The organism is Microcella alkalica (genome assembly GCF_014595885.1).
In the GTDB taxonomy this organism is placed as follows: domain Bacteria; phylum Actinomycetota; class Actinomycetes; order Actinomycetales; family Microbacteriaceae; genus Microcella; species Microcella alkaliphila_B.
Genome location: NZ_JABUKC010000002.1, coordinates 157,060 through 177,782, shown reverse-complemented (window position 1 = coordinate 177,782; position 20,723 = coordinate 157,060). Strand labels below are relative to the sequence as shown.

Annotated in this window: 18 protein-coding genes; 7 read left to right on the top strand and 11 right to left on the bottom strand. The window is 72.9% G+C overall.

Going from position 1 to position 20,723, the window contains the following annotated elements; all coding sequences use genetic code 11:
• The first annotated feature begins 1 nt into the window (after window position 1).
• Both ID804_RS05360 and ID804_RS05355 read left to right on the top strand, forming a co-directional pair.
• The gene (locus ID804_RS05360; protein WP_317451184.1) at window positions 2-1,213 is read left to right on the top strand and encodes an MFS transporter; all 1,212 of its coding nucleotides are present in this window, start codon (window positions 2-4) and stop codon (window positions 1,211-1,213) included.
• Window positions 1,214-1,298: 85 nt separating this feature from the next.
• Window positions 1,299-1,478 carry a hypothetical protein gene (locus ID804_RS05355; RefSeq protein ID WP_169077955.1) on the top strand — a complete coding sequence of 60 codons (180 nt, stop codon included), beginning with the start codon at window positions 1,299-1,301 and terminating at the stop codon, window positions 1,476-1,478.
• A gap of 71 nt (window positions 1,479-1,549) precedes the next feature.
• On the opposite strand, the gene rbfA is transcribed toward ID804_RS05355, so the two are convergent.
• From rbfA to ID804_RS05310, 9 genes are all read right to left on the bottom strand, one after another.
• The gene (rbfA, locus tag ID804_RS05350; RefSeq protein ID WP_169077954.1) at window positions 1,550-2,008 is read right to left on the bottom strand and encodes a 30S ribosome-binding factor RbfA; all 459 of its coding nucleotides are present in this window, start codon (window positions 2,006-2,008) and stop codon (window positions 1,550-1,552) included.
• A 71-nt stretch (window positions 2,009-2,079) separates the two neighbouring features.
• A complete protein-coding gene (infB, locus tag ID804_RS05345) occupies window positions 2,080-4,725 on the bottom strand; it encodes a translation initiation factor IF-2 (RefSeq protein WP_317451183.1) in 2,646 nt (881 codons plus the stop codon).
• Window positions 4,726-4,801: 76 nt separating this feature from the next.
• Window positions 4,802-5,089 (bottom strand): YlxR family protein, encoded by a 288-nt coding sequence (locus ID804_RS05340; RefSeq protein ID WP_169077952.1) that lies wholly within the window; start codon window positions 5,087-5,089, stop codon window positions 4,802-4,804.
• Window positions 5,090-5,147: 58 nt separating this feature from the next.
• Complete coding sequence (gene nusA / locus ID804_RS05335) at window positions 5,148-6,143, bottom strand: transcription termination factor NusA (protein WP_169077951.1); 996 nt, start codon at window positions 6,141-6,143, stop codon at window positions 5,148-5,150.
• Window positions 6,144-6,261: 118 nt separating this feature from the next.
• Window positions 6,262-8,301 (bottom strand): PhoX family protein, encoded by a 2,040-nt coding sequence (locus ID804_RS05330; RefSeq protein ID WP_169077950.1) that lies wholly within the window; start codon window positions 8,299-8,301, stop codon window positions 6,262-6,264.
• 144 nt (window positions 8,302-8,445) lie between these two features.
• Window positions 8,446-10,215, bottom strand: coding sequence for a proline--tRNA ligase (locus ID804_RS05325; RefSeq protein WP_188219171.1), 1,770 nt, complete (start codon window positions 10,213-10,215; stop codon window positions 8,446-8,448).
• 320 nt (window positions 10,216-10,535) lie between these two features.
• Window positions 10,536-11,684 carry a flavodoxin-dependent (E)-4-hydroxy-3-methylbut-2-enyl-diphosphate synthase gene (gene ispG, locus ID804_RS05320; RefSeq protein ID WP_188219170.1) on the bottom strand — a complete coding sequence of 383 codons (1,149 nt, stop codon included), beginning with the start codon at window positions 11,682-11,684 and terminating at the stop codon, window positions 10,536-10,538.
• A gap of 62 nt (window positions 11,685-11,746) precedes the next feature.
• Window positions 11,747-12,388: a CoA transferase subunit B gene (locus tag ID804_RS05315; RefSeq protein ID WP_188219169.1), complete on the bottom strand. Its 642-nt coding sequence runs from the start codon at window positions 12,386-12,388 to the stop codon at window positions 11,747-11,749.
• A gap of 1 nt (window position 12,389) precedes the next feature.
• Window positions 12,390-13,172: a CoA transferase subunit A gene (locus ID804_RS05310; protein ID WP_169077948.1), complete on the bottom strand. Its 783-nt coding sequence runs from the start codon at window positions 13,170-13,172 to the stop codon at window positions 12,390-12,392.
• Between the two features lie 155 nt (window positions 13,173-13,327).
• Here ID804_RS05310 and ID804_RS05305 point away from each other — a divergent pair, with 155 nt between their 5' ends.
• Entirely contained in the window at window positions 13,328-14,509 is a 1,182-nt protein-coding gene (locus ID804_RS05305) for an acetyl-CoA C-acyltransferase (protein ID WP_169077947.1), read from the top strand.
• A 25-nt stretch (window positions 14,510-14,534) separates the two neighbouring features.
• On the opposite strand, the gene ID804_RS05300 is transcribed toward ID804_RS05305, so the two are convergent.
• Window positions 14,535-15,857, bottom strand: coding sequence for a M50 family metallopeptidase (locus tag ID804_RS05300; RefSeq protein WP_317451221.1), 1,323 nt, complete (start codon window positions 15,855-15,857; stop codon window positions 14,535-14,537).
• A gap of 95 nt (window positions 15,858-15,952) precedes the next feature.
• On the opposite strand from ID804_RS05300, the gene ID804_RS05295 reads away from it, so the two are divergent.
• From ID804_RS05295 to ID804_RS05280, 4 genes are all read left to right on the top strand, one after another.
• Window positions 15,953-17,236 (top strand): serine/threonine-protein kinase, encoded by a 1,284-nt coding sequence (locus ID804_RS05295; RefSeq protein WP_169077946.1) that lies wholly within the window; start codon window positions 15,953-15,955, stop codon window positions 17,234-17,236.
• Window positions 17,233-17,667 carry a mucin-associated surface protein gene (locus tag ID804_RS05290; RefSeq protein WP_188219167.1) on the top strand — a complete coding sequence of 145 codons (435 nt, stop codon included), beginning with the start codon at window positions 17,233-17,235 and terminating at the stop codon, window positions 17,665-17,667. The genes ID804_RS05295 and ID804_RS05290 overlap by 4 nt, the downstream gene beginning before the upstream one ends.
• Window positions 17,668-17,787: 120 nt before the next feature.
• A complete protein-coding gene (locus ID804_RS05285; RefSeq protein WP_169077945.1) occupies window positions 17,788-19,083 on the top strand; it encodes a serine/threonine-protein kinase in 1,296 nt (431 codons plus the stop codon).
• A complete protein-coding gene (locus ID804_RS05280) occupies window positions 19,080-19,595 on the top strand; it encodes a hypothetical protein (protein ID WP_169077944.1) in 516 nt (171 codons plus the stop codon). Before ID804_RS05285 ends, ID804_RS05280 begins: the two co-directional genes overlap by 4 nt.
• Window positions 19,596-19,603: 8 nt before the next feature.
• On the opposite strand, the gene dxr is transcribed toward ID804_RS05280, so the two are convergent.
• Window positions 19,604-20,695, bottom strand: a complete 1,092-nt coding sequence (gene dxr, locus ID804_RS05275; protein ID WP_169077943.1) for a 1-deoxy-D-xylulose-5-phosphate reductoisomerase — start codon at window positions 20,693-20,695, stop codon at window positions 19,604-19,606.
• Window positions 20,696-20,723 lie beyond the last annotated feature (28 nt).

The following is a 20,723-nucleotide window of genomic DNA, read 5'->3' as shown; positions in this document are numbered from 1 at the left end:
CGTGACGACCGACGCGCCCCCCGCCCCCTCGCCCACGCTCTGGCGCGACGGCAACTTCGTGCGCTTCTGGGGCGGCGAGGCGGGCGCGCAGCTCGGCAGCGAGCTGGGGTTCCTCGCCATGCCGGTACTCGCGATCGTGCTGCTCGGCGCCGACGAGATCGAGGTGGGCCTGCTCGGCGCCGCCGGCATGCTCGCCTTCCTCGTCGTCGGCCTGCCCGCCGGCGCGTGGATCGACCGCGCCCGCAAGCGCCCGATCATGATGCGCGCCAACGCCGTGCGCGTGCTCGCCTTCGCCGCGATCCCGCTGCTGTGGTGGGCGGGGGTGCTCGAGATCTGGCACCTCATCGTCTTCGCGCTCATCGTCGGCGTCGCGACCGTGTTCTTCGACGTCGCCTACCAGAGCTACATCCCGGTGCTCGTGCCGCGCGATCGCATCGCCGACGCCAACGGCAAGCTCGAGTCGACCGCGCAGCTCGCGGGCGTCGGCGGGCCGGCGCTCGGCGGCTTGCTGCTGACGATCGTGCAGGCGCCCGTGCTGCTCGCCGTCACCGCCGTCACCTACCTGAGCTCGTTCGTCATGCTCGCGACCGTGCGCGACGAGGAGGTCGCCCGCCCGCGCGAGGAGCACCGCCCCCTGCGCGTCGAGATCGCCGAGGGCCTGCGCTTCGTCTTCGGCAACCGCCTGCTGCGTGCGATCACGCTGTGCACGGCGTCGACCAATTTCTTCGGCACGATCGCCTTCACGATGCTGCCGCTGCTGGTGCTGCGCGACCTCGGGCTCGGCCCCGAGATCTTCGGCATCGCCACCGCGGTCGGCGCGGTCGGCGGCATCGTCGGCGCGGTCGTCGCGCCGAAGCTCAGCGCACTCGTCGGCGAGGGCACGATCATCCCCGTCGCGGCGCTGCTCGGCGTCGTCGGGCTCGTGCCGATCGTGCTCATGCCGCTCGTGCCGGCCGCCGCGGTGCCGCTGCTCGGGCGCATGAACGCCTCGATCCGCTTCGTCGTCTGGGGCGTCATGCCGATCTCCGGAGCGCTCTCGGGCGTGCTGGCCCAGTGGCTCGGCATCGCCACGACGCTGCAGATCGCGATCGTCGGCATGCTGCTCGGCACGGCCTTCGTCGTGTTCTCGCCGCTGCTGCGCATGCGCCGCCTGCCGCAGAGCGCCGACGAGCACGCGGCGCGGCTCCAGGCCGATTCCGAGCCCGATCGGTGAGGATATCCGTGAGCGCGTGAGCGCTCCGTCCCGTCACAGCCCGCAGCGTCGCGATCGCGGCGCGAGCCCCTCGCAAGGAGCCAGCATGACCACCCCCACGAGCCGCGCCGCGAACACGAAGACAGGCCCGGCCGAGGCGTTCATCCTCGGCGTCGTGGGCATCATCGCCGCGCTGACGGTCGTCGGCGGCCTCGTGCTGTCGGTCGTGTCGATCGCCGTCGGCGACGGGCAGATCGGCATCTTCACGCACTCCGACGAGGAGTAGGCGCTGCCGCAGGCCGGCGCAGCCGCCCGTGCGCGCCGCGCCGAAGCGCCGTTCGGCGCGACGCGGGTCGATCAGCCCCGGTCGTCGAGCTCGTCGTCCTCGTCGTCGAGCTCGCGCGGCTTGACGTAGGGGTCGGGGTCGCCGGCGTACTGCGCGGTCGCCGCCTCGGCCTCGGTGCGGGCATCCCGCTCGCGGGCCTCGCGCAGCAGCGCCTCGATCGCCATCGCGTTCTCGGGCACGCCGTCGAGGATGAACTCGAGCGTCGGCGTGAGCCGCGTGTTGAGGTGGCGGCCGACCTCGGTGCGGAGCATCCCCGTCGCCGCCTTGAGCGCCGCCGCGGTGTCGGCGCGCTCCTCGTCGGTGCCGTAGACGGTGTAGAAGACGCTCGCGTGCTGCAGGTCACCGGTCACCTGCACGGCCGTGATCGTCGCGAAGCCCATGCGGGGGTCGCGGATGCCGCGCTCGAGCCGCTTCGCGATGATCTCCTGGATGCGGTCGGCGACCTTGCGGACGCGGGGGCTCTCACCCATGTCGTCTTCCCCTCACTCGGGAAGGAGGAGCCCCCGCCCCGCAGGGAGGCGGGGGCTCGCAGCCGGCGGCACTAGACGCGCGGCTTCTCCTTCATCTCGATCGTCTCGATCTCGTCGCCGACCTGGATGTCGTTGAACTTGCCCAGGCCGATACCGCACTCGAAGTCGGTGCGGACCTCGGTGACGTCGTCCTTGAAGCGACGCAGCGACTCGATCGCGAGGTTGTCGCCGACCACGACGCCGTCACGGATGACGCGCGCCTTGGCGTTGCGCGTGATCGTGCCGGAGCGGACGATGACACCGGCGATGTTGCCGAACTTCGACGACCGGAAGATCTCGCGGATCTCCGCGACACCCGACTGCACCTCCTCGAACTCGGGCTTGAGCATGCCCTTGAGCGAGTTCTCGATCTCCTCCAGCGCGGCGTAGATGACCGAGTAGAAGCGGATGTCGACGCCCTCGCGCTGGGCGCGCTCGCGCGCCTTCGTGTCGGGGCGCACGTTGAAGCCCACGATGATCGCGTTGTCGATCGTCGCGAGGTTCACGTCGCTCTCGGTCACCGCACCGACGCCGCGGTGGATGATGCGCAGCTGCACGCTGTCGTCGACCTCGATCTTCATGAGCGAATCCTCGAGCGCCTCCACGGCACCCGACACATCGCCCTTGAGGATGAGGTTGAGCGACTCGACCTTGCCGTCCTCCAGCGCCTTCGTGAAGTCCTCGAGGCTGATGCGCTTGCGGGCCTTCGCCAGCTGCGCGTTGCGCTCGGCGGCTTCGCGCTTCTCGGCGATCTGGCGCGCGGTGCGGTCGTCGTCGGTGACCAGGAAGGTGTCACCGGCGCGCGGCACGCTCGACAGACCCTGCACGAGCACGGGGCGGGAGGGGTACGCCTCCTCGACCTTGTCGCCGTTCTCGTCGGTCATCGCGCGCACGCGGCCGTAGGCCGTGCCGGCGACGATCGCGTCGCCGACGCGCAGGGTTCCCGACTGGATGAGCACGGTCGCGACCGAGCCGCGGCCCTTGTCGAGGCGCGCCTCGATCGCCACACCACGCGCGGTGCGGTTGGGGTTCGCGCGCAGGTCGAGCCCGGCATCGGCCGTCAGCAGCACCGCGTCGAGCAGCTCGGTGATGCCGAGCTTCTGCAGCGCCGAGACATCGACGAACATCGTGTCGCCGCCGTACTCCTCGGCCACGAGGCCGAACTCGGTGAGCTGCTGGCGCACCTTGGCGGGGTTCGCCCCCTCCTTGTCGACCTTGTTGACCGCGACGACGATCGGCACGCCGGCGGCCTGCGCGTGGTTCAGCGCCTCGACCGTCTGCGGCATGATGCCGTCGTCGGCCGCGACGACGAGGATGGCGACGTCGGTCACCTGCGCACCACGGGCGCGCATGGCAGTGAACGCCTCGTGACCCGGGGTGTCGATGAAGGTGATCGCGCGCTCGAAGCCCTCGTGCTCCGTCCAGACCTGGTAGGCGCCGATGTGCTGCGTGATGCCGCCGGCCTCGCCCGCCACGACGTTCGCCTGGCGGATCGCGTCGAGCAGCTTCGTCTTACCGTGGTCGACGTGGCCCATCACGGTGACCACGGGCGGGCGGATGACGAGGTCCTCCTCGTTCTCCTCCTCGTCCAGGTCGATGTCGAAGCTCTCCAGGAGCTCCTTGTCCTCGTCCTCCGGCGAGACGATCTCGACCTTGTAGCCGAGCTCGGCGCCGAGCACCTCGAAGGTCGAGCCGTCGAGCGACTCGGTCGCCGTCGCCATCTCGCCGAGGTGGAAGAGCACCGTCACGAGGTTGCCCGGGGGCACGCTCATACCGCTGAACTGCTCCAGCTTGTCGGCGAAGTCGGTGATCGACGCGCCCTGACGCAGGCGGATGACCGTCTTGCCGTCGCCGCGGGGAACACTCACACCGCCGACGGTGGGAGCCTCCCGCATCTCGAACTCTTGCCGCTTCGTCCGCTTCGACTTGCGCGCCTTGCTCTTGCCGCCGCCGCGGCCGAAGGCACCCGCGGTGCCGCCGCCAGGGCCGCGCCCGCGACCGCCGCCACCGGGGCGGGGGCCGCTGAAGCCGCCACCCGGGCCGCCGGGGCGCTGGAAGCCGCCGCCGGCGCCGCCGGGGCGACCGGGGCCGCCCGTGCGGGCCTGGAACGGCGCGTTGCCGCGCGGGGCGCCCGGACGCGGCGCACCGGGGCGAGGAGCGCCGGGACGCGGAGCACCGGGACGCGGAGCGGTCGGGCGCGGGATGGCGCCGCCGCCGGGACGCGGCATGCCCTGCGTCGAGCTGAAGGGGTTGTTGCCGGGGCGCGGCTGGCCGGGGCGGGCCATGCCCTGCTGCGAGGCGAAGGGGTTGTTGCCGGGGCGCGGGGTGCCGGGCGCCGCGGGGTTCGCGGGCTTGGTCTCGGCGGCCGGCTTCGGCGCGGCGGGGGCCGCGGGTGCCTCAGCGGCCGGGGCGGCGGGCGCCTCGGGCGCCTTCGGCGCGGCGGGCGCTGCGGGGGTCGCCGGCTTCGCGGCCGGCTTGGCCGGCGCGGCCTGCTCGGTCTTCGGAGCCGTCACGCCGGCCGCCTCGAGCGCCTGCCGCAGCTTGCGCGCGACCGGGGGCTCGATCGTCGACGACGGTCCCTTGACGAATTCGCCCAGCTCCTTGAGCTTCTCGAGGGCGACCTTGCTTTCGATGCCGAGCTCGCTCGCGATCTCGTGCACGCGTGGTTTTCCAGCCACAATTCTCCTGTCTGGGGTCCGCTCCCAGGCAGGGGCGAACCGTTAGGGGTTGACGGGTCTCATTTCGAGCCGCTCATCAGTTGTCCAAGAGCCGATCAGCCTGTTCTCTCGTGGATCCGACGGATCCGATGGTGGCCAGAACCGGCCCTGCATCGAGCGGACCAGCGACCCGCAGCGCACGAGCCCAGGCCCGTCGCGAGGTCGCGATCTCGACGCAGTCGCGAGTGCGGTGCACCCACGCGCCCCTGCCCGGCATGCGGGCGGAGGCATCCGGCTCGACCGCTCCGGCGCGCGCCACCACCCTCAGAAGTGAGGAGCGGGATTCGCGTCGACGGCAGCCGATGCACGTTCTGACGGATTCCATCCTACCCCCTCCCCTTCCGATCGTCGGCGCTGGGCGTGTCGCCCTGAGCGATCGTCGCTCAGTCCTCCATCACGGAATCGGGCTGAATGTCGATCTTCGCGCCGGTCAGCTTCGCGGCCAGGCGAGCGTTCTGCCCCTCCTTGCCGATCGCGAGCGACAGCTGGTAGTCGGGCACGAGCGCCCGCACTGCCTTGGTCGAGGCGTCGATGACGAAGGCGTCGGTCACCTTCGCCGGTGAGAGGGCGTTCTTCACGAAGGTCGCGAGGTCGTCGGAGTGGTCGACGATGTCGATCTTCTCCTCCCCCAGCTCGGCGGTCACGGCGCGCACGCGCTGCCCCAGCTCGCCGATGCACGCGCCCTTGGCGTTGACGCCGGGCTCGGTGGCCCGCACGGCGATCTTCGTGCGGTGGCCGGCCTCGCGGGCCAGCGCGGTGATCTCGACGACGCCGCTGGCGATCTCGGGCACCTCGAGGGCGAACAGGCGCCGCACGAGCGAGGGGTGCGTGCGGCTGACGGTGATCGAGGGCCCCTTGAGCCCGCGCGCGACGCTTGTAACGTAGACGCGGATGCGCTTGCCGTGCGGGTACTCCTCGCCCGGCACCTGCTCCTCCGGCGGCAGGATCGCCTCGATCGAGCCGAGGTCAATGTGCACCATGCGCGGGTTCGGCCCCTGCTGGATCACGCCGGCGATGATGTCGCCCTCGCGGCCCTTGAACTCGCCGAGCACCTTGTCGTCGCCGATGTCGCGCAGCCGCTGATTGATGACCTGCTTGGCGGCGAAGGCGGCGATGCGGCCGAAGTCGTCGGGGCTGTCCGGCGCCTCGCCGATGGCCTGGCCCTCCTCGTCGTAGACCGGCGCGTAGACGGTCACGTGGCCGGTCTTGCGGTCGAGCTCGACGCGCGGCTGGGGCTGGTCGGAGCCGCGGTGGTCGGCCTGGTCGGTGTGCTTCAGGTACGCCGTGAGGATGGCCTGCTCGATGATCTGCACGAGCTCGTCGAACGGGATCTCCCGCTCGCGCTCCATCATCCTCAGAACTGCCAGGTCGATGTCCACGTCGGTACCTCCGCTATTCGGTTGGGCGACGCGCTGCGCGGCGGCGCGAGCGCGGGTCGGACCTCCACGGTACCCGACTTCCGCGCCCGCGCCGCCGCGAGCGGTCACCCTCGAGGCGTCAGGCGCGCCAGACCTGCACCACCGACGGTCGCGGCGCCGCGGCGGTGCCCGGGCCGGTGGCGCCGTAGTCGGGGAAGAGCGAGTTCGGCGCCTCGAAGGTGCCGTCCTCCCCCGGGTGCTGCACGGCGACGAGCACCATCGCGTCGTCGACGCGGATGATGGGGCCGCAGGTCTCCGCATCCCGCGGCACCGAGAGGAACTGCTGCACGCGACCGCGCTCCGGCCCCTCGAGCGGCACCTTGAACAGGCCGTCGTTCCTGCGGATCGAGCTCGGCGCCCCATCCGTCGAGATCCACAGGTTGCCCTCGGCGTCGAACGCGACGTTGTCGGGGCACGAGATCGGCGACACCATCGCCGGCGGGAAGCCGGCGAAGTAGGTGAGCGCCGCCCCGGCCGGGTCGCCGCAGAGCAGCAGGATGCTCCAGGCGAAGCTCTCGCCGGCCTGCCCCTGCGACTCCACGAGCTCGATGACGTGGCCGTCCCTGTTCGCCAGGCGCGGGTTCGCTTCGTCGACGGGCGCGTCGATGCCGCGACGGGTGTTGTTGGTGCAGGCGACGTAGACGCGGCCGGTCGTCGGGTGCGGCTCGACGTCCTCGACGCGGTCCATCTTGGTCGCGCCGACGAGGTCGGCGGCGAGGCGCGTGTGCACGAGCACCTGCTCGACCGTCATGCCGGGCACCGCGCTCCTGCCGTTGCGCGTGAGGGCGATCCATTCCCCCGAGCCGTCGAAGGCGCCGTCCTGCGGCAGGCGGCCCGAGCCGTCGATCTCGGCGGCGGGCGAGTCTCCCGTGAATCGCGCGACGAACAGGTCGCCCTCGCTCAGCAGCCGCAGGTTCTGCTTCCGGGCGCCGGGCCCGCGGCCGCGATTGACGCGGTGCTTCGAGACGAACTTGTAGAGGTAGTCGCCGCGCTCGTCGTCGCCCATGTACGCCACGACCCGGCCGTCCTCGGCGATCGTGACGTTGGCGCCCTCGTGCTTGAAGCGCCCCATGGCGGTGTGCTTGACCGGCGTCGAGGTGGGGTCGCTGGGGTCGAGCTCGACGATGTACCCGAAGCGGTTGGCCTCGTTCTCGTAGCCGGGGGCGGTGCCGTCGAAGCGCGGGTCCCACGTCTCCCAGCCCGTGCTCGTCGGCCGCTGGGCGAAGCCGTAGCGGGCGCGCTCGGGCGTGCTCGCCGGCGCCGAGAAGTAGCCGTTGAAGTTCTCCTCGCCCGACAGCACGGTGCCCCACGGCGTCGTGCCGCCCGCGCAGTTGCCGAGCGTGCCGAGCACGGTGCGGCCCTCCGGGTCGGCGGCGGTGCGCACGAGCGAGGATCCGGCGGCGGGACCGGTGAGGGCGAAGGGCGTGTCGACGGTGAGGCGCCGGTTGCGGCGGCCGCCCGGCACGGTGCGCCACGGTGCGCCCGGGGCGTCGCGCTCGACCTCGACGACGCTCATGCCCTGCGCCGCCTTGAAGATCTCGCTGCGCCGCCGCAGCTCCGCGGGGTCACTCGAGGGCGGGAACATGATGCCGGGGTTGACGTACTCGTGGTTGGCGACGAGCACGCCCGTGAGCCCGCCCTCGTCGACGAGGATGTCGATGTAGTCGTTGTTGTAGCCGAACTGCAGCGCCTGCGCCGCGGGCGACTGGGCCGCGATGTCGAAGACGGGCGCGCCGGGCAGCACGGGGTCGCCCCAGCGGATGAGCGGCGCCCACTGGTACCCCCGCGGCACGACGAACGAGTCGACGCTCGCGTCGACGGGCGCGATGGGCTCGAACGGCAGCCCGGTGGGACCAGTGGCGGCGACCGCGGCGGTCGGCCGCTCGAAGGTGGTCGTCGCGATCGCGATGGCGCCGGCCGCGGCCCCGCCGAGCAGGGCCCGGCGGCTGAACGCCGTCTGCACGACGGAGCGGAAGGTGGGGTTCGCGCTCTGGTTGCACTCCGGCCCGAGGCACGCGTCGGCGCACTTCAGGCGGCACGTCACGGGCGAGCGCTTGCCGCGCGCGTGGTCGACGATCGGCAGGCGCGGGCGGGTCTCGCGGTCGGCGCTGATGGTCATGGTCGGTTCCCCCTCGAGGTGGTGACGGATGCTCCGCCACGCTCTCGCGGGGGCGCGACCTCCTCGTGACCGCCGGGCGACGCTCCGTCGCCCCGCGGGTGAACGCGGGGTGAACCGGTCAGTCCACCCCGCCGCGCCGCCCGGTCAGTCGGCCGCTCGGATCGCCGCGAGCACCTCGTGCAGCGCGACGTCGCGCCGCTCGCCGGTGCGGCGATCCCAGAACTCGACGACGCCCTCGGCCGCGTTGCGCCCGACGATGACGACGAGCGGCACGCCGAGCAGCTCGGCGTCGCCGAACTTGACGCCGGGCGAGACCTTGGGCCGGTCATCCAGCAGCACCTCGTAGCGCTCGCCCTCGAGCTCGCTCGTGAGCGTCTCGGCGATCTCGAACACGACCGGGTCCTTGCCGGTCGCCACGACGTGCACGTCGAAGGGCGCGACCTGGCGCGGCCAGATGAGCCCGCGCTCGTCGTGGTTCGCCTCGGCGATCGCGGCGAGGATGCGCGTCACGCCGATGCCGTACGAGCCCATCGTGACGGTCACGAGCTTGCCGTTCTCGTCGAGCACCTGCAGGCCGAGCGCCTCGGCGTACTTGCGCCCGAGCTGGAAGACGTGCCCGATCTCCATGCCGCGCGCGAGCTCGACGGGGCCCGAGCCGTCCGGAGCGGGGTCGCCCGCGCGCACCTCGGCGATGTCGGCCGTGCCGTCGGCGACGAAGTCGCGGCCCGCGACGAGCGAGATGACGTGCTGCTCGTCGACGTTCGCGCCGGTCACCCACGCTGTGCCGTCGACGACGCGCGGGTCGACGAGGTAGCGGATGCCCGTGCTCGAGGTATCGCCGAGCACCGGCCCGCTCGGCGACCACGGCCCGATGTAGCCCTTCACGAGGCCGCGGTGGCGGGCGAAGTCCTCGTCGGTCGCGGCGTCGACGGCGGCGGGCGCGAAGGCGACCTCCGCACGCTTCATGTCGACGTCGCGGTCGCCGGGCACGCCGACGATGACGAGCTCGGTCGAGCCGTCGAGGTGCGTGAGGCGCAGCACCACGTTCTTGAGCGTGTCGGCGGCCTCCCACGCGCGGTCGGCCCGGGGGTGGCGCTCGTTGAGCAGCGTCACGAGCGTGGCGATGGTCGGGGTCTGGGGCGAGTCGACGATCTCGGCGGCGGGCATCCCCTCGATCGGCCGCGCCTCGGGCGCCTGCGTGCGGTAGGCCTCGACGTTCGCGGCGTAGCCGCCGGCCGAGCGAACGAAGGTGTCCTCGCCGATGGGCGTGGGGTGCAGGAACTCCTCGCTGCGCGAGCCGCCCATCGCGCCAGCATCGGCCTGCACGATGACGTAGTCGAGCCCGAGCCGGGCGAAGATGCGCTCGTAGGCGCCGCGCTGTGCGGCGTACGAGGCGTCGAGGCCCGCGTCGTCGACGTCGAACGAGTAGGCGTCCTTCATCGAGAACTCGCGCCCGCGCAGCAGGCCAGCCCGCGGCCGAGCCTCGTCGCGGTATTTGTCCTGGATCTGGTAGATCGACAGCGGCAGATCCTTGTAGCTGGAGGAGAGGTCCTTCACGAGCAGCGTGAAGACCTCCTCGTGGGTGGGGGCCAGCAGGTAGTCGGCGCCCTTGCGATCCTTGAGGCGGAAGATGCCGTCGCCGTACTCCTCCCAGCGGCCGGTGGCCTCGTAGGGCTCGCGGGGCAGCAGGGCGGGGAACAGCACCTCCTGCGCGCCGATCGCCGCCATCTCCTCGCGGATCACCTGCTCGACGCGATGCCGCACGCGCAGCCCGAGCGGGAGCCAGGCGAAGACGCCCGGCGCCTGGCGCCGGATGTAGCCGGCGCGCACGAGCAGCCGGTGGCTGGCGACCTCGGCGTCGGCGGGGTCGTCGCGGAGCGTGCGGACGAAGAGCTGTGACAGACGGGTGGGCACCCACCCAGCCTAGTTCGACACGGCACCCCCCGTTGTGGGGCCGTAGCGCGCTCGAGCGGCATCATGAAACAGGCCTGCGAGCGACGGCAAGGGGGGCTTGGGTCGCTCGCAGGCCCTTCCCGCCTGCGCGCTGAACGCGCGCCGCGGGAAACCAGCTCGACGGAGGATTCCCCTGACGACCCTCGCAGGTCGAACGCCGCCCCCCGGCGCCGTTCGCAGACGGCCTCCCCCGGCCGATGGCTTCACTGTACTGACGCCGCGCGCGCGGCAATCAGTCCCCCAACATGGGGCCAGCGGGCGGCGGATGCCCGGCGCGAGCGCTACGCCGTGACGACCTCGGGCGCGCCGACGGCCCCCGCGGGCATCTCGGCGGCGAGGCGGTTCGCCTCGGCGATGAGGGTGGCGACGATCTCGTTCTCGGGCACGGTCTTGATGACCTCGCCCTTGACGAAGATCTGGCCCTTGCCGTTGCCGGAGGCGACGCCAAGGTCGGCCTCGCGGGCCTCGCCCGGACCGTTCACGACGCAGCCCATGACGGCGACGCGCAATGGCACGGTCATGCCCTCGAGGCCCTTCGTGACGTCCTCCGCGAGGGTGTAGACGTCGACCTGCGCCCGGCCGCACGAGGGGCAGGAGACGATCTCGAGCTTGCGCTCGCGCAGGTTGAGGCTCTCGAGGATCTTGAGGCCCACCTTGACCTCCTCCGCCGGGGGCGCCGACAGCGAGACACGGATCGTGTCGCCGATGCCCTCGCTGAGCAGGATGCCGAAGGCGGTCGCGCTCTTGATCGTGCCCTGGAACGCGGGCCCGGCCTCGGTGACGCCGAGGTGCAGCGGCCAGTCGCCCCGCTCGGCGAGCTGGCGATAGGCCTTGACCATGACGATCGGGTCGTTGTGCTTGACCGAGATCTTGAAGTCGTGGAAGTCATGCTCCTCGAACAGGCTCGCCTCCCACACGGCGCTCTCGACGAGAGCCTCGGCGGTCGGCTTGCCGTACTTCTGCAGCAGGCGAGGGTCGAGCGAGCCGGCGTTGACGCCGATGCGGATGCTCACCCCGGCCTCCTTCGCACGACGCGCGATCTCGCCCACCTGGTCGTCGAACTTGCGGATGTTGCCGGGGTTCACGCGCACCGCGGCGCAGCCCGCGTCGATCGCCTGATAGACGTACTTCGGCTGGAAGTGGATGTCGGCGATGACGGGGATCTGGCTCTTCTTCGCGATGATGTGGAGCACATCCGCGTCGTCCTGGCTCGGCACCGCGACGCGCACGATGTCGCAGCCGGTCGCGGTGAGCTCGGCGATCTGCTGCAGCGTGGCGTTGATGTCGGTCGTCGGCGTCGTCGTCATCGACTGCACGCTCACCGGGTGGTCGCTGCCGACCATGACCTTGCCGACCTTGATCTGGCGGGTCTTGCGGCGAGGAGCGAGCACCTCGGGAACCTTGGGCATTCCGAGATTGACAGCGGGCACGAGCGACTCGACTTTCGGGTGGAGCACGGGCGCACGAGGCGCCCCTCAGGGACTCGCCCAGACTAGGGCACGGCGCTGAGCAGGAGCTCGGGTTCGGTCGCGGCTCGCACCTCGTCGACCGTCACGCCGGGCGCGCACTCGACGAGCACGAGGCCGCCGGGGGTGACGTCGATCACGGCGAGGTCGGTCACGATGCGATCGACGACGCCGCGGCCGGTCAGCGGCAGCGAGCACTCGTGCACGATCTTCGGCGAGCCATCCTTCGCGACGTGCTCCATGAGCACGATGACGCGGCGAGCGCCGTGCACGAGATCCATCGCCCCGCCGGGGCCCTTCACCATCTTGCCGGGGATCATCCAGTTGGCCAGGTCGCCCGCCCGCGACACCTGCATGGCGCCGAGCACGGCGGCGTCGATCTTGCCGCTGCGGATCATGCCGAAGCTCAGCGACGAGTCGAAGAACGCGGCGCCCGGCTCGACCGTCACGGTCTCTTTGCCGGCGTTGATGAGGTCGGGGTCGACGGCGCTCTTCTCGGGGTACGGCCCGACCCCGAGGATGCCGTTCTCGCTCTGCAGCACGACGGTCACGCCGGGCGGCAGCACGTTGGGGATGAGCGTCGGCAGGCCGATGCCGAGATTGACGTACGAGCCGTCGGCGAGCTCGCGGGCGGCGCGCGCGGCCATCTCAAGGCGGGTGAGCGCCATGTCACTCCCCCGTTTCGGCAGCACGCACGGTGCGGCGCTCGATGCGCTTCTCGATGTCGGGCCCGACGAGCACGACGCGGTCGACGAAGACGCCGGGCAGGTGGATCGCGTCCGGATCGAGCTCGCCCGGCTGCACGAGCCGCTCGACCTGCGCGATGCAGACCGCTCCGGCCATCGCGGCGAGCGGCGAGAAGTTGCGGGCCGACTGCTCGAAGATCAGGTTGCCGTGCGTGTCGGCGGCGGCGGCGTGCACGAGCGCGAAGTCGGTCGTGATGGCCTCCTCGAGCACGAACTCGCGGTCGCGGCCCCGGTAGGGCATCCGGCGCACCTCCTTGGGCTCGGAGGCGACTGCGACCGAGCCGTCGGCGGCGTATCGCCTCGGCAGGCCGCCCTCGGCGACCGGCGTACCGACGCCCGTCTGGGTGAAGAAGGCGGGAATGCCCGAGCCGCCGGCGCGCAGCTTCTCGGCGAGCGTGCCCTGCGGCGTGAGCTCGACCTCGAGCTCGCCGGAGAGGAACTGCCGCTCGAACTCCTTGTTCTCGCCGACGTAGGAGGAGGTCATCTTGCGGATGCGGCGGGCCGCGAGCAGCACGCCGAGCCCCCAGTCGTCGACGCCGCAGTTGTTGCTCACGATGCTGAGCTCGTCGGCGCCCTGGTCGAGCAGCGCCTGGATGAGCACCATCGGGATGCCGCAGAGCCCGAACCCGCCGACGGCGATGCTGGCCCCGCGGGGAATGTCGGCGACGGCCTCGTGAGCCGAGCCGACGGTCTTGTCGATCGACATGACCCGCCCCTCCCCGAGTCGGCGTCGGCGCGGCCCCGTTGCCGCTCACAGCCCGACTCGGCACTGGCACCCTACCCACCGGACGGCGCTACTGTCATTGGTATCCGCACGAGCGCTCACGAGGCGCCGGCGACCGAGCGCGAAGGAGCACTCCCATGACCGACGACATCGTCATCCTCGGCGCCGCCCGCACCCCGCAGGGGCGCGCGCGCGGAGCCCTCGCCCCGCTCACGGCGGTGCAGCTCGGCTCCGCCGCCATCGCCGCGGCGCTGCGCTCGGCCGGCGTGCCGGGCGACGCCGTCGGTCACGTGCTCATGGGGCAGGTGCTGCAGGCCGGCGCCGGTCAGAACCCCGCGCACCAGGCGGCGCGCGCGGCGGGCATCCCGCGATCGGTGCCCGCGATGACGCTCAACAAGGTCTGCCTGTCGGGCGCGGTCGCCGTCGTCGACGCCTACCGGATGCTGCGCCTCGGTGACGCGGACGTCGTCGTCGCCGGCGGCCAGGAGTCGATGACCAACGCGCCGCACCTGCTGCCCGGCGTGCGCCTGGGCTGGGCCTACGGCTCGGTGAGCGCGCTCGACTCGATCGCGCACGACGGCCTCACCGACACCACCGACGGCATCTCGATGGGCGAGAGCACCGAGCGCCACGTCGGGCCGCTCGGCATCACGCGGCAGGAGCAGGACGAGATCGCCGCCGCCTCGCACCAGCGGGCCGCGGCCGCGCACGCGGCGGGGCGCTTCGCCGCCGAGCTCGCCGCCGTCGAGGTGCCCGCGCGCGGCGGCGCCGTCGCCGTCACCGATGACGAGGGCGTGCGACCCGACAGCACCGTCGAGACGCTCGCCCGCCTGCGGCCCGCCTTCGCTCCCGACGGCACCATCACGGCCGGCAACGCCTCGCCGCTCAGCGACGGCGCCGCCGCCCTCGTGCTCGCCCGCGCGTCGTGGGCTCGCGAGCAGGGCCTCACGCCGCTCGCGCGCGTCGTCGACTACGGACAGGTGGCTGGGCCCGACAACTCGCTGCACGGGCAGCCGGCGCGCGCCATCGCCCGCGCGCTCGAGCGCGCCGGCTGGCGCGCCGACGAGCTCGACCACGTCGAGATCAACGAGGCCTTCGCGACCGTCTCGCTGCAGTCGGCGCGCGACCTCGAGCTCGACCTCGCGATCGTGAACCCCGACGGCGGAGCCATCGCGCTCGGGCACCCCATCGGGGCCTCCGGCGCGCGGCTCACCGTGCACGCCGCCCACTCGATCGCGGCGGGGCGGGCCCGCCGCGCCGCGATCGCGCTGTGCGGCGGGGGCGGGCAGGGCGAGGCGATCCTGCTCGAGGCGGTGTGAGGCCCGCGCCGGGCATCCGCCGCCGCTAGAAGAGCGAGACCGGCTTGACGATGTCGGCGTAGATGAGCAGGGCGCTCATCGCGCCGAGCACGACGACGACGGCGAGTGTGAAGGGCACGAGCTTCGCCGTGTCGATCGGGCCGGGGTCGGGTCGGCCGCGCAGGGCCGCGATGCGCCGCCGCAGGCCCTCCCACAGGGCGCCGGCGATGTGCCCGCCGTCGAGCGGCATGAGCGGGATCAGGTTGAACACGAACAGCGCCACGTTGAGCGAGGCGAGCAGCCCGACCAGGCTCGCCACCCGGTCGGCCACGGGCGCGGAGTCGAGGCTCGCGATCTCGCCCGCGATGCGCCCGACGCCGACGACGCTGATGGGCCCGTTCGGGTCGCGCTCGTTGGGGCCGAACGCCGCCTCGGCGACGTCGATCATGCGCTGCGGCAGGTTCAGGATGATGCCGACGACCGCGCTCACGTTGTCGCCCACGGCGGGCAGCACCGCCGTGATCGGCTGCTGCACGGTCTCGTAGGCCGGGGCGATGCCGACGAAGCCGACCTCCTCGGTGAGCAGCTCGCCGCCCTCGCCCTCCAGCGGCTGACCTTCGGCGTCGAGCGCGTACCGCTCGGTCAGCAGGGGCGTGATCGTGAGGGTGCGCTCGGCGCCGTCGCGCTCGATGACGACCTGCAGGGCATCCCCCGCGGCGGGGCGCACCGTCGAGGTGACGTCGGCCCACTCCTCGATCGGCTCGCCGTCGATCGAGACGATGCGGTCGCCGGGCAGCAGGCCCGCCTCGGCGCCCGGTGCGGCGGGGTCGCCCGGCTGGCACTCCTGCCGCTCGCTCGTGGCCGGCAGCACGCACTCCGAGACGCTGCCGAGCGTCGTCGAGGGCTGCGGCAGGCCGAAACCGACGAGCAGCACCGCGTAGAGCACGACCGCGATGACGAGGTTCATGAACGGCCCGCCGAGCATGACGATGATGCGCTTCCAGACGGGCAGGCGGTAGAAGGTGCGCTCCTCCTCCACGATCGTGTCGGCGGACGCCGAGCGGGCATCCTGCACGAGGGTCTGGAAGAAGCCCGTCGACGCGGTGCGCGCCCGACCGCCCGCCTCGACCGGCGGGTACATGCCGGCCATCGAGATGTAGCCGCCGAGCGGGATCCACTTGAACCCGTACTCCGTCTCGCCGCGGCGCACCGACCAGATCGTGCGGCCGAACCCGATCATGAACTGGCCCACGCGCACGCCGAAGCGCTTGGCCGGCACGAAGTGCCCGAGCTCGTGCAGGGCGATCGAGACGACGAGGCCGACCACGACGACGAGCACGCCCAGGATGTACAGCAGCACGGCCTCCACGGCGCCACTGTAGCGCCGCGCGCCGACGCGACCGCTGGAGCCCTGCTGGGCGCCACCCTGACGTCGGCCGAGCGTCACGGGTAGCATGGACCCCTATGACGGGGGTAGACGGGGCGACCCGGACGGAGCAGCCGACCGATGATCGCGTCGGCACGGTCGTCGCCGACCGGTACCTCGTCGAGCGGCTCATCGGCCGCGGCGGCATGGCGAGCGTCTACGAGGCCGCCGATCAGCAGCTGCCCCGCCGCGTGGCGCTGAAGATCTTCAAGCCCGAGCTCGCCGACGGGGACGACATGCGCCGGCACGAGGCCGAGGTCGCCGTGCTCGCCTCGCTCAACCACCCCGGGCTCGTGACGCTCTACGACGCGTCGTCGACCGAGGAGGGCGGCGCCGTGCTCGTGCTCGAGCTCGTCGACGGCGACGATCTGCGCCTGACCATGGATGCCGGGCGCCTGCCGGGCGAGGAGGTCGCCGTCATCGGCGCCGCCGTCGCCGATGCCCTCGCCTACAGCCACGATCGCGGCATCGTGCACCGCGACGTCAAACCCGGCAACATCCTCGTGCCCGCGCACGACGGCACCGACACGGCTCCCCGCGCGAAGCTCGCCGACTTCGGCATCGCACGACTCGTCGACGAGACGCGCGTCACCGCGACCGGCGCCGTGCTCGGCACCGCGCACTACTTGAGCCCCGAGCAGGCCATCGGCGGCACCGTCGGGCCCGCGAGCGACGTCTACTCGCTCGGGCTCGTGCTGCTCGAAGCGCTCACGGGCGAGCGCGCCTTCCCCGGCACGGGCGTCGAGTCGGCCGCCGCCCGCCTCGCGCGCGACCCCTTCCTGCCGCCGGATCTGGCCCCGGAGTGGGCGGGCCTGCTCCGCGGCATGACGGCGCGCGAGCCCGACGACCGCCCCACGGCGCGCGAGGTGGCCGAACGACTCCGCGGCATCGCCGCCATCCCCGCCTTCCTCCCCGTCGACACAAGCCTCGACGCCACGCGCGTGCTGCCGGCCATGCCCACGGCCGTCACCGAGGCGATCGGCGAGAGCACGCCCGCCGACTCGGTGGGCGCCCCCTCCTCCGCCGACATTCCCACCGCGGCGATGACCGCGCACGGCGACGCCGAGTCTTCCGCCGACCGCGAGTCACCTGAGCCGGGGGCCTCCCGCCGCGCGGGCCGGCTGGCCGTGCTGCGCGACCACCCGCTGCCCGTGCTCGTCACCGTCGGCGCGGCGATCGCCGTGCTCGTCATCGGCATCGGCGCGACTCTCGCGATCGGGGGCCTCGGCTCGCAGCCCGAGCCGGCGAGCGTCGACTACCCCGTCGTCGAGGGGCCGCTCGGCGACCACCTCGAGCAGCTGCAGAGGAGCGTGGCACCATGACCCGCCGTCGTGCCACGAGCATCGCCATCGTCGCCGCCGCCGGGCTGCTGCTCGCCGGGTGCGCGGGAGCGCCCGCCTACGAGCCCGAGACCGCCGAGCGACTGCAGCAGCACGTGCTCGCGGTGAGCACGTCGAGCGCCGAGGGCGACTGGGCCGGAGCATCCACGCGCCTGATGGAGCTGGAGGCGAGCGCCGCGACGGCCCTCGCCCGCGGTGAGATCACCCGCGAGCGCTACGACGCCATCATGAGCGCGCTCGCGCTCGTACGCGCCGACGTCGACGCGGCGATCGCGGAGGCGGAGCGCGCCGCCGCTGAGGCGGCAGCGCAGGCCGAGGCCGAACGGCAGGCCGCCGAGGAGGCGGCGCGGCAGGCGGAGGAGGATCGCGGCAACGATCGCAAGGACGAGAAGGGCCCGAAGAAGGACGACTGATCCGTTCGGCTGCGCGCGGCGAGGCCCCGGTCGCGCACAGGCTTAGCGGGGTCGCGGGGCGCGCGCAAGCCCCCCTGCTCCCTTCGGGCCGCACGCCCCCTCGGGGCTACCGTGAGGGCGATGACGATCGAGGCGCTGCACGGCGAAGCGCTCGACCCCCGGGTCGGGAGCGTCATCCGTGCGCGCTATCGCATCGACCGCCGCATCGGCCGCGGCGGGATGTCGGTCGTCTACGCCGCGACCGACCTCACGCTCGGTCGCACCGTCGCGCTCAAGGTGTTCGGCGGGCATCAGGCCACGCGCGGCGACTTCGACCGGCAGCGCGACGAGATCGGCCTGCTCGCCGGGCTCACCCACCCGGCCCTCGTGACGCTCTTCGACGCCTTCGAGTGCGACGGCGGCGCGGGCGTGCTCGTGCTCGAGCACGTCGACGGCCCGGACCTGCGGGCGCGCCTGAAGAACGGTCCGCTCGAGCCGGCCGCGATCAGGCTGCTCGGCCGATCGATCGCCGACGCGCTCGCCTACGTGCACGCGCACGGCATCGTGCACCGCGACGTCACGCCGGCGAACATCCTCCTGCCGGGCGACCGCTCGCACAGCAGCCTGCCCGTGGCCAAGCTCACCGACTTCGGCATCGCCCGATTCGTCGAGGGCAGCCGGCGCACTAGCGAGGGCTCGGTGCTCGGCACCGCGAACTACCTCAGCCCCGAGCAGGCGCTGGGCGAGGTCGTCGGGCCCCCGAGCGACGTGTACTCGCTCGGCCTCGTGCTGCTGGAGTGCCACACCGGCCAGCGCGCGTTCCCCGGCACGGGCATCGAGGCGCTCGCCGCGCGGCTGCACCGCTCCCCCGAGCTGCCCACGACGATGCCGGCGGCCTGGCGGGAGATCATCGGCGCGTGCGTGGCGCGCGAGCCGGGCGACCGACCCGCGGCGAACGAGCTCGTGCGCGCCCTGCGGCGCCTCGGCCGGGCATCCGCCCCGCCGCTCGGCACCACGGGCGCGACCGCCGCGGTCTCGGCACTCGACGAGCCGACGGCCGCGCTCGCGGCGAGCCCGCCGGAGCCCGCGCCGCACGGCGGGAGCGAGCGCTCCGCGCGCGCCACGACGACACCCGAGAGCGCGACGATCGAGCACGCTCTCGCCGTCGACCCGGTCGTCGCGACGGCCGAGTCTCGCCGCGTGCGGCTGCGCGGCCCGGCCGACGCCGACTACCTCGGGTCACCCCCGGCAGGGCGGCGCGCGCTGCTCGCCTTCGCCGCCGTCGGCGTGGCCGTCGCCGCGCTCGCCGTGGGGCTGCCGCTGGCGCTCACCGCCCCGCCGGAGACGGAGCCCGTCGTCGTCGAGCCGGCCTACCCGGCCGTCGACGGCGCGCTCGGCGACCATCTCGACCTCCTGCAGCGACTGGTCGCGCGATGAGCGCCAGCCACGGCACCCGCGCCGCCATCGCGATCGCCCTCGTGCTCGCCATGAGCGGATGCGCGCCCGCGGCACCGGAGCGCGTCTTCACGGCGGCGGCGGCCGAAGAGTTGCAGGCCGGCGTGCTCGCGGTCTCCGAATCCGCCAGCGCGGGGGCCTGGGCGGAAGCCGCCGGCGCCCTCGACGAGCTCGAGGCCGCCGCCATCGCCGCCTACTCGCGCGGCGACCTCAGCGACACGCGCTTCGACGCGATCATGGTCGCGATCGGCCTCGTGCGGAACGACCTGCAGGCCGCCCTCGCCGAAGCGAAGGGCGAGACGGCGGAGCCGACGGCCCCGGTCAACCCCGAGGCGCCCTCGAGCGACTCGGGGGGCACCGGCGGCGGCGCCACCGGCGAGCCCGCGCCAGCCCCGGAGCAGACGGCGCCGAGCACCGGGAACGGGAACGGGAACGGGAACGGCAATCCCGGCGAGCCCGGCCCGCCTCCCGGCCACGGCAAGCCGAAGGACTGACGAGGCCGTTAGGCCGCGAACGCCCCGCCCGCGATGAGCGCGTCGGCCTCCGCGCGCGCCCAGCGCTCGGCCTCCAGCACGCCCTCCAGGGTCATCGGCTGCGCCTCGTGCCGCTCGACGACCTCGCTCACGACGTCGAGGATGCCCAGGTAGCCGATCGCGCCGTCGTGGAAGGCGTGCACGGCCTGCTCGTTGGCCGCGTTGAACACCGCCGGGTAGGTCGCTCCCGCGTCACCGACCCGCTTCGCCAGCCGCACGGCCGGGAACGCCTCATCTTCGAGCGGCTCGAAGGTCCAGGTGCTCGCGGTCGTCCAGTCCAGCGGCGCCCCGACGCCGGGCACGCGGTGCGGCCAGTCGAGCCCGAGCGAGATGGGCAGGCGCATGTCGGGCGGTGAGCACTGCGCGATCGTCGAGCCATCGACGAACTCGACCATCGAGTGCACGATCGACTGCGGGTGCACGGTCACGTCGATGCGGTCGAAGGGCACGTCGAACAGCAGATGCGCCTCGATGACCTCGAGCCCCTTGTTGACGAGGGTCGAGGAGTTGGTGGTGATGACGCGGCCCATGTCCCACGTCGGGTGCGCGAGCGCCTCAGCGGGGGTGACCCCGGCGAGCGAGTCGCGCGTGCGCCCGCGGAACGGCCCGCCGCTCGCCGTGAGCACTAGCCGACGCACCTCCTGCGCCTCACCCGACCGCAGCGCCTGCGCGATCGCCGAGTGCTCGCTGTCGACCGGCACGATCTGGCCGGGCGCGGCGAGCGAGGTCACGAGCGAGCCGCCGACGATGAGGCTCTCCTTGTTGGCGAGGGCGAGGATGCGCCCCGCCTGCAGCGCCGCGAGCGTGGGCGCGAGACCGACCGACCCGGTGATGCCGTTGAGCACCACGTCGCAGGCGACATCCCGCACGAGCTGCGCCGCGGCCTCGGCGCCGAGGGCGACGTGCTCCACGGAGTGGGCTCGCGCCTGCGCCTCCACGAGCTCGCGATTGCGACCCGCGGCGAGCCCGACCACGCGGAACCGGTCGGGGTTCGCCGCGATCACCTCGAGCGCCTGCACGCCGATCGAGCCGGTGGAGCCGAGAATGATGACGTCGCGCATGCTGACCATCCTGCCCGACGCGCGCCGG

Bases quoted from the DNA above. Each gene is read 5' to 3' on its own strand.
- ID804_RS05355 (WP_169077955.1), top strand. From the start codon at position 1,299: ATGACCACCCCCACGAGCCGCGCCGCGAACACGAAGACAGGCCCGGCC.
- ID804_RS05305 (WP_169077947.1), top strand. From the start codon at position 13,328: ATGACCGACGACATCGTCATCCTCGGCGCCGCCCGCACCCCGCAGGGG.
- ID804_RS05310 (WP_169077948.1), bottom strand. From the start codon at position 13,172: ATGTCGATCGACAAGACCGTCGGCTCGGCTCACGAGGCCGTCGCCGAC.
- ID804_RS05340 (WP_169077952.1), bottom strand. From the start codon at position 5,089: ATGGAATCCGTCAGAACGTGCATCGGCTGCCGTCGACGCGAATCCCGC.
- ID804_RS05330 (WP_169077950.1), bottom strand. From the start codon at position 8,301: ATGACCATCAGCGCCGACCGCGAGACCCGCCCGCGCCTGCCGATCGTC.
- ID804_RS05290 (WP_188219167.1), top strand. From the start codon at position 17,233: ATGACCCGCCGTCGTGCCACGAGCATCGCCATCGTCGCCGCCGCCGGG.
- ID804_RS05295 (WP_169077946.1), top strand. From the start codon at position 15,953: ATGACGGGGGTAGACGGGGCGACCCGGACGGAGCAGCCGACCGATGAT.
- rbfA (WP_169077954.1), bottom strand. From the start codon at position 2,008: ATGGGTGAGAGCCCCCGCGTCCGCAAGGTCGCCGACCGCATCCAGGAG.
- ID804_RS05315 (WP_188219169.1), bottom strand. From the start codon at position 12,388: ATGGCGCTCACCCGCCTTGAGATGGCCGCGCGCGCCGCCCGCGAGCTC.
- ID804_RS05280 (WP_169077944.1), top strand. From the start codon at position 19,080: ATGAGCGCCAGCCACGGCACCCGCGCCGCCATCGCGATCGCCCTCGTG.
- dxr (WP_169077943.1), bottom strand. From the start codon at position 20,695: ATGCGCGACGTCATCATTCTCGGCTCCACCGGCTCGATCGGCGTGCAG.
- ID804_RS05285 (WP_169077945.1), top strand. From the start codon at position 17,788: ATGACGATCGAGGCGCTGCACGGCGAAGCGCTCGACCCCCGGGTCGGG.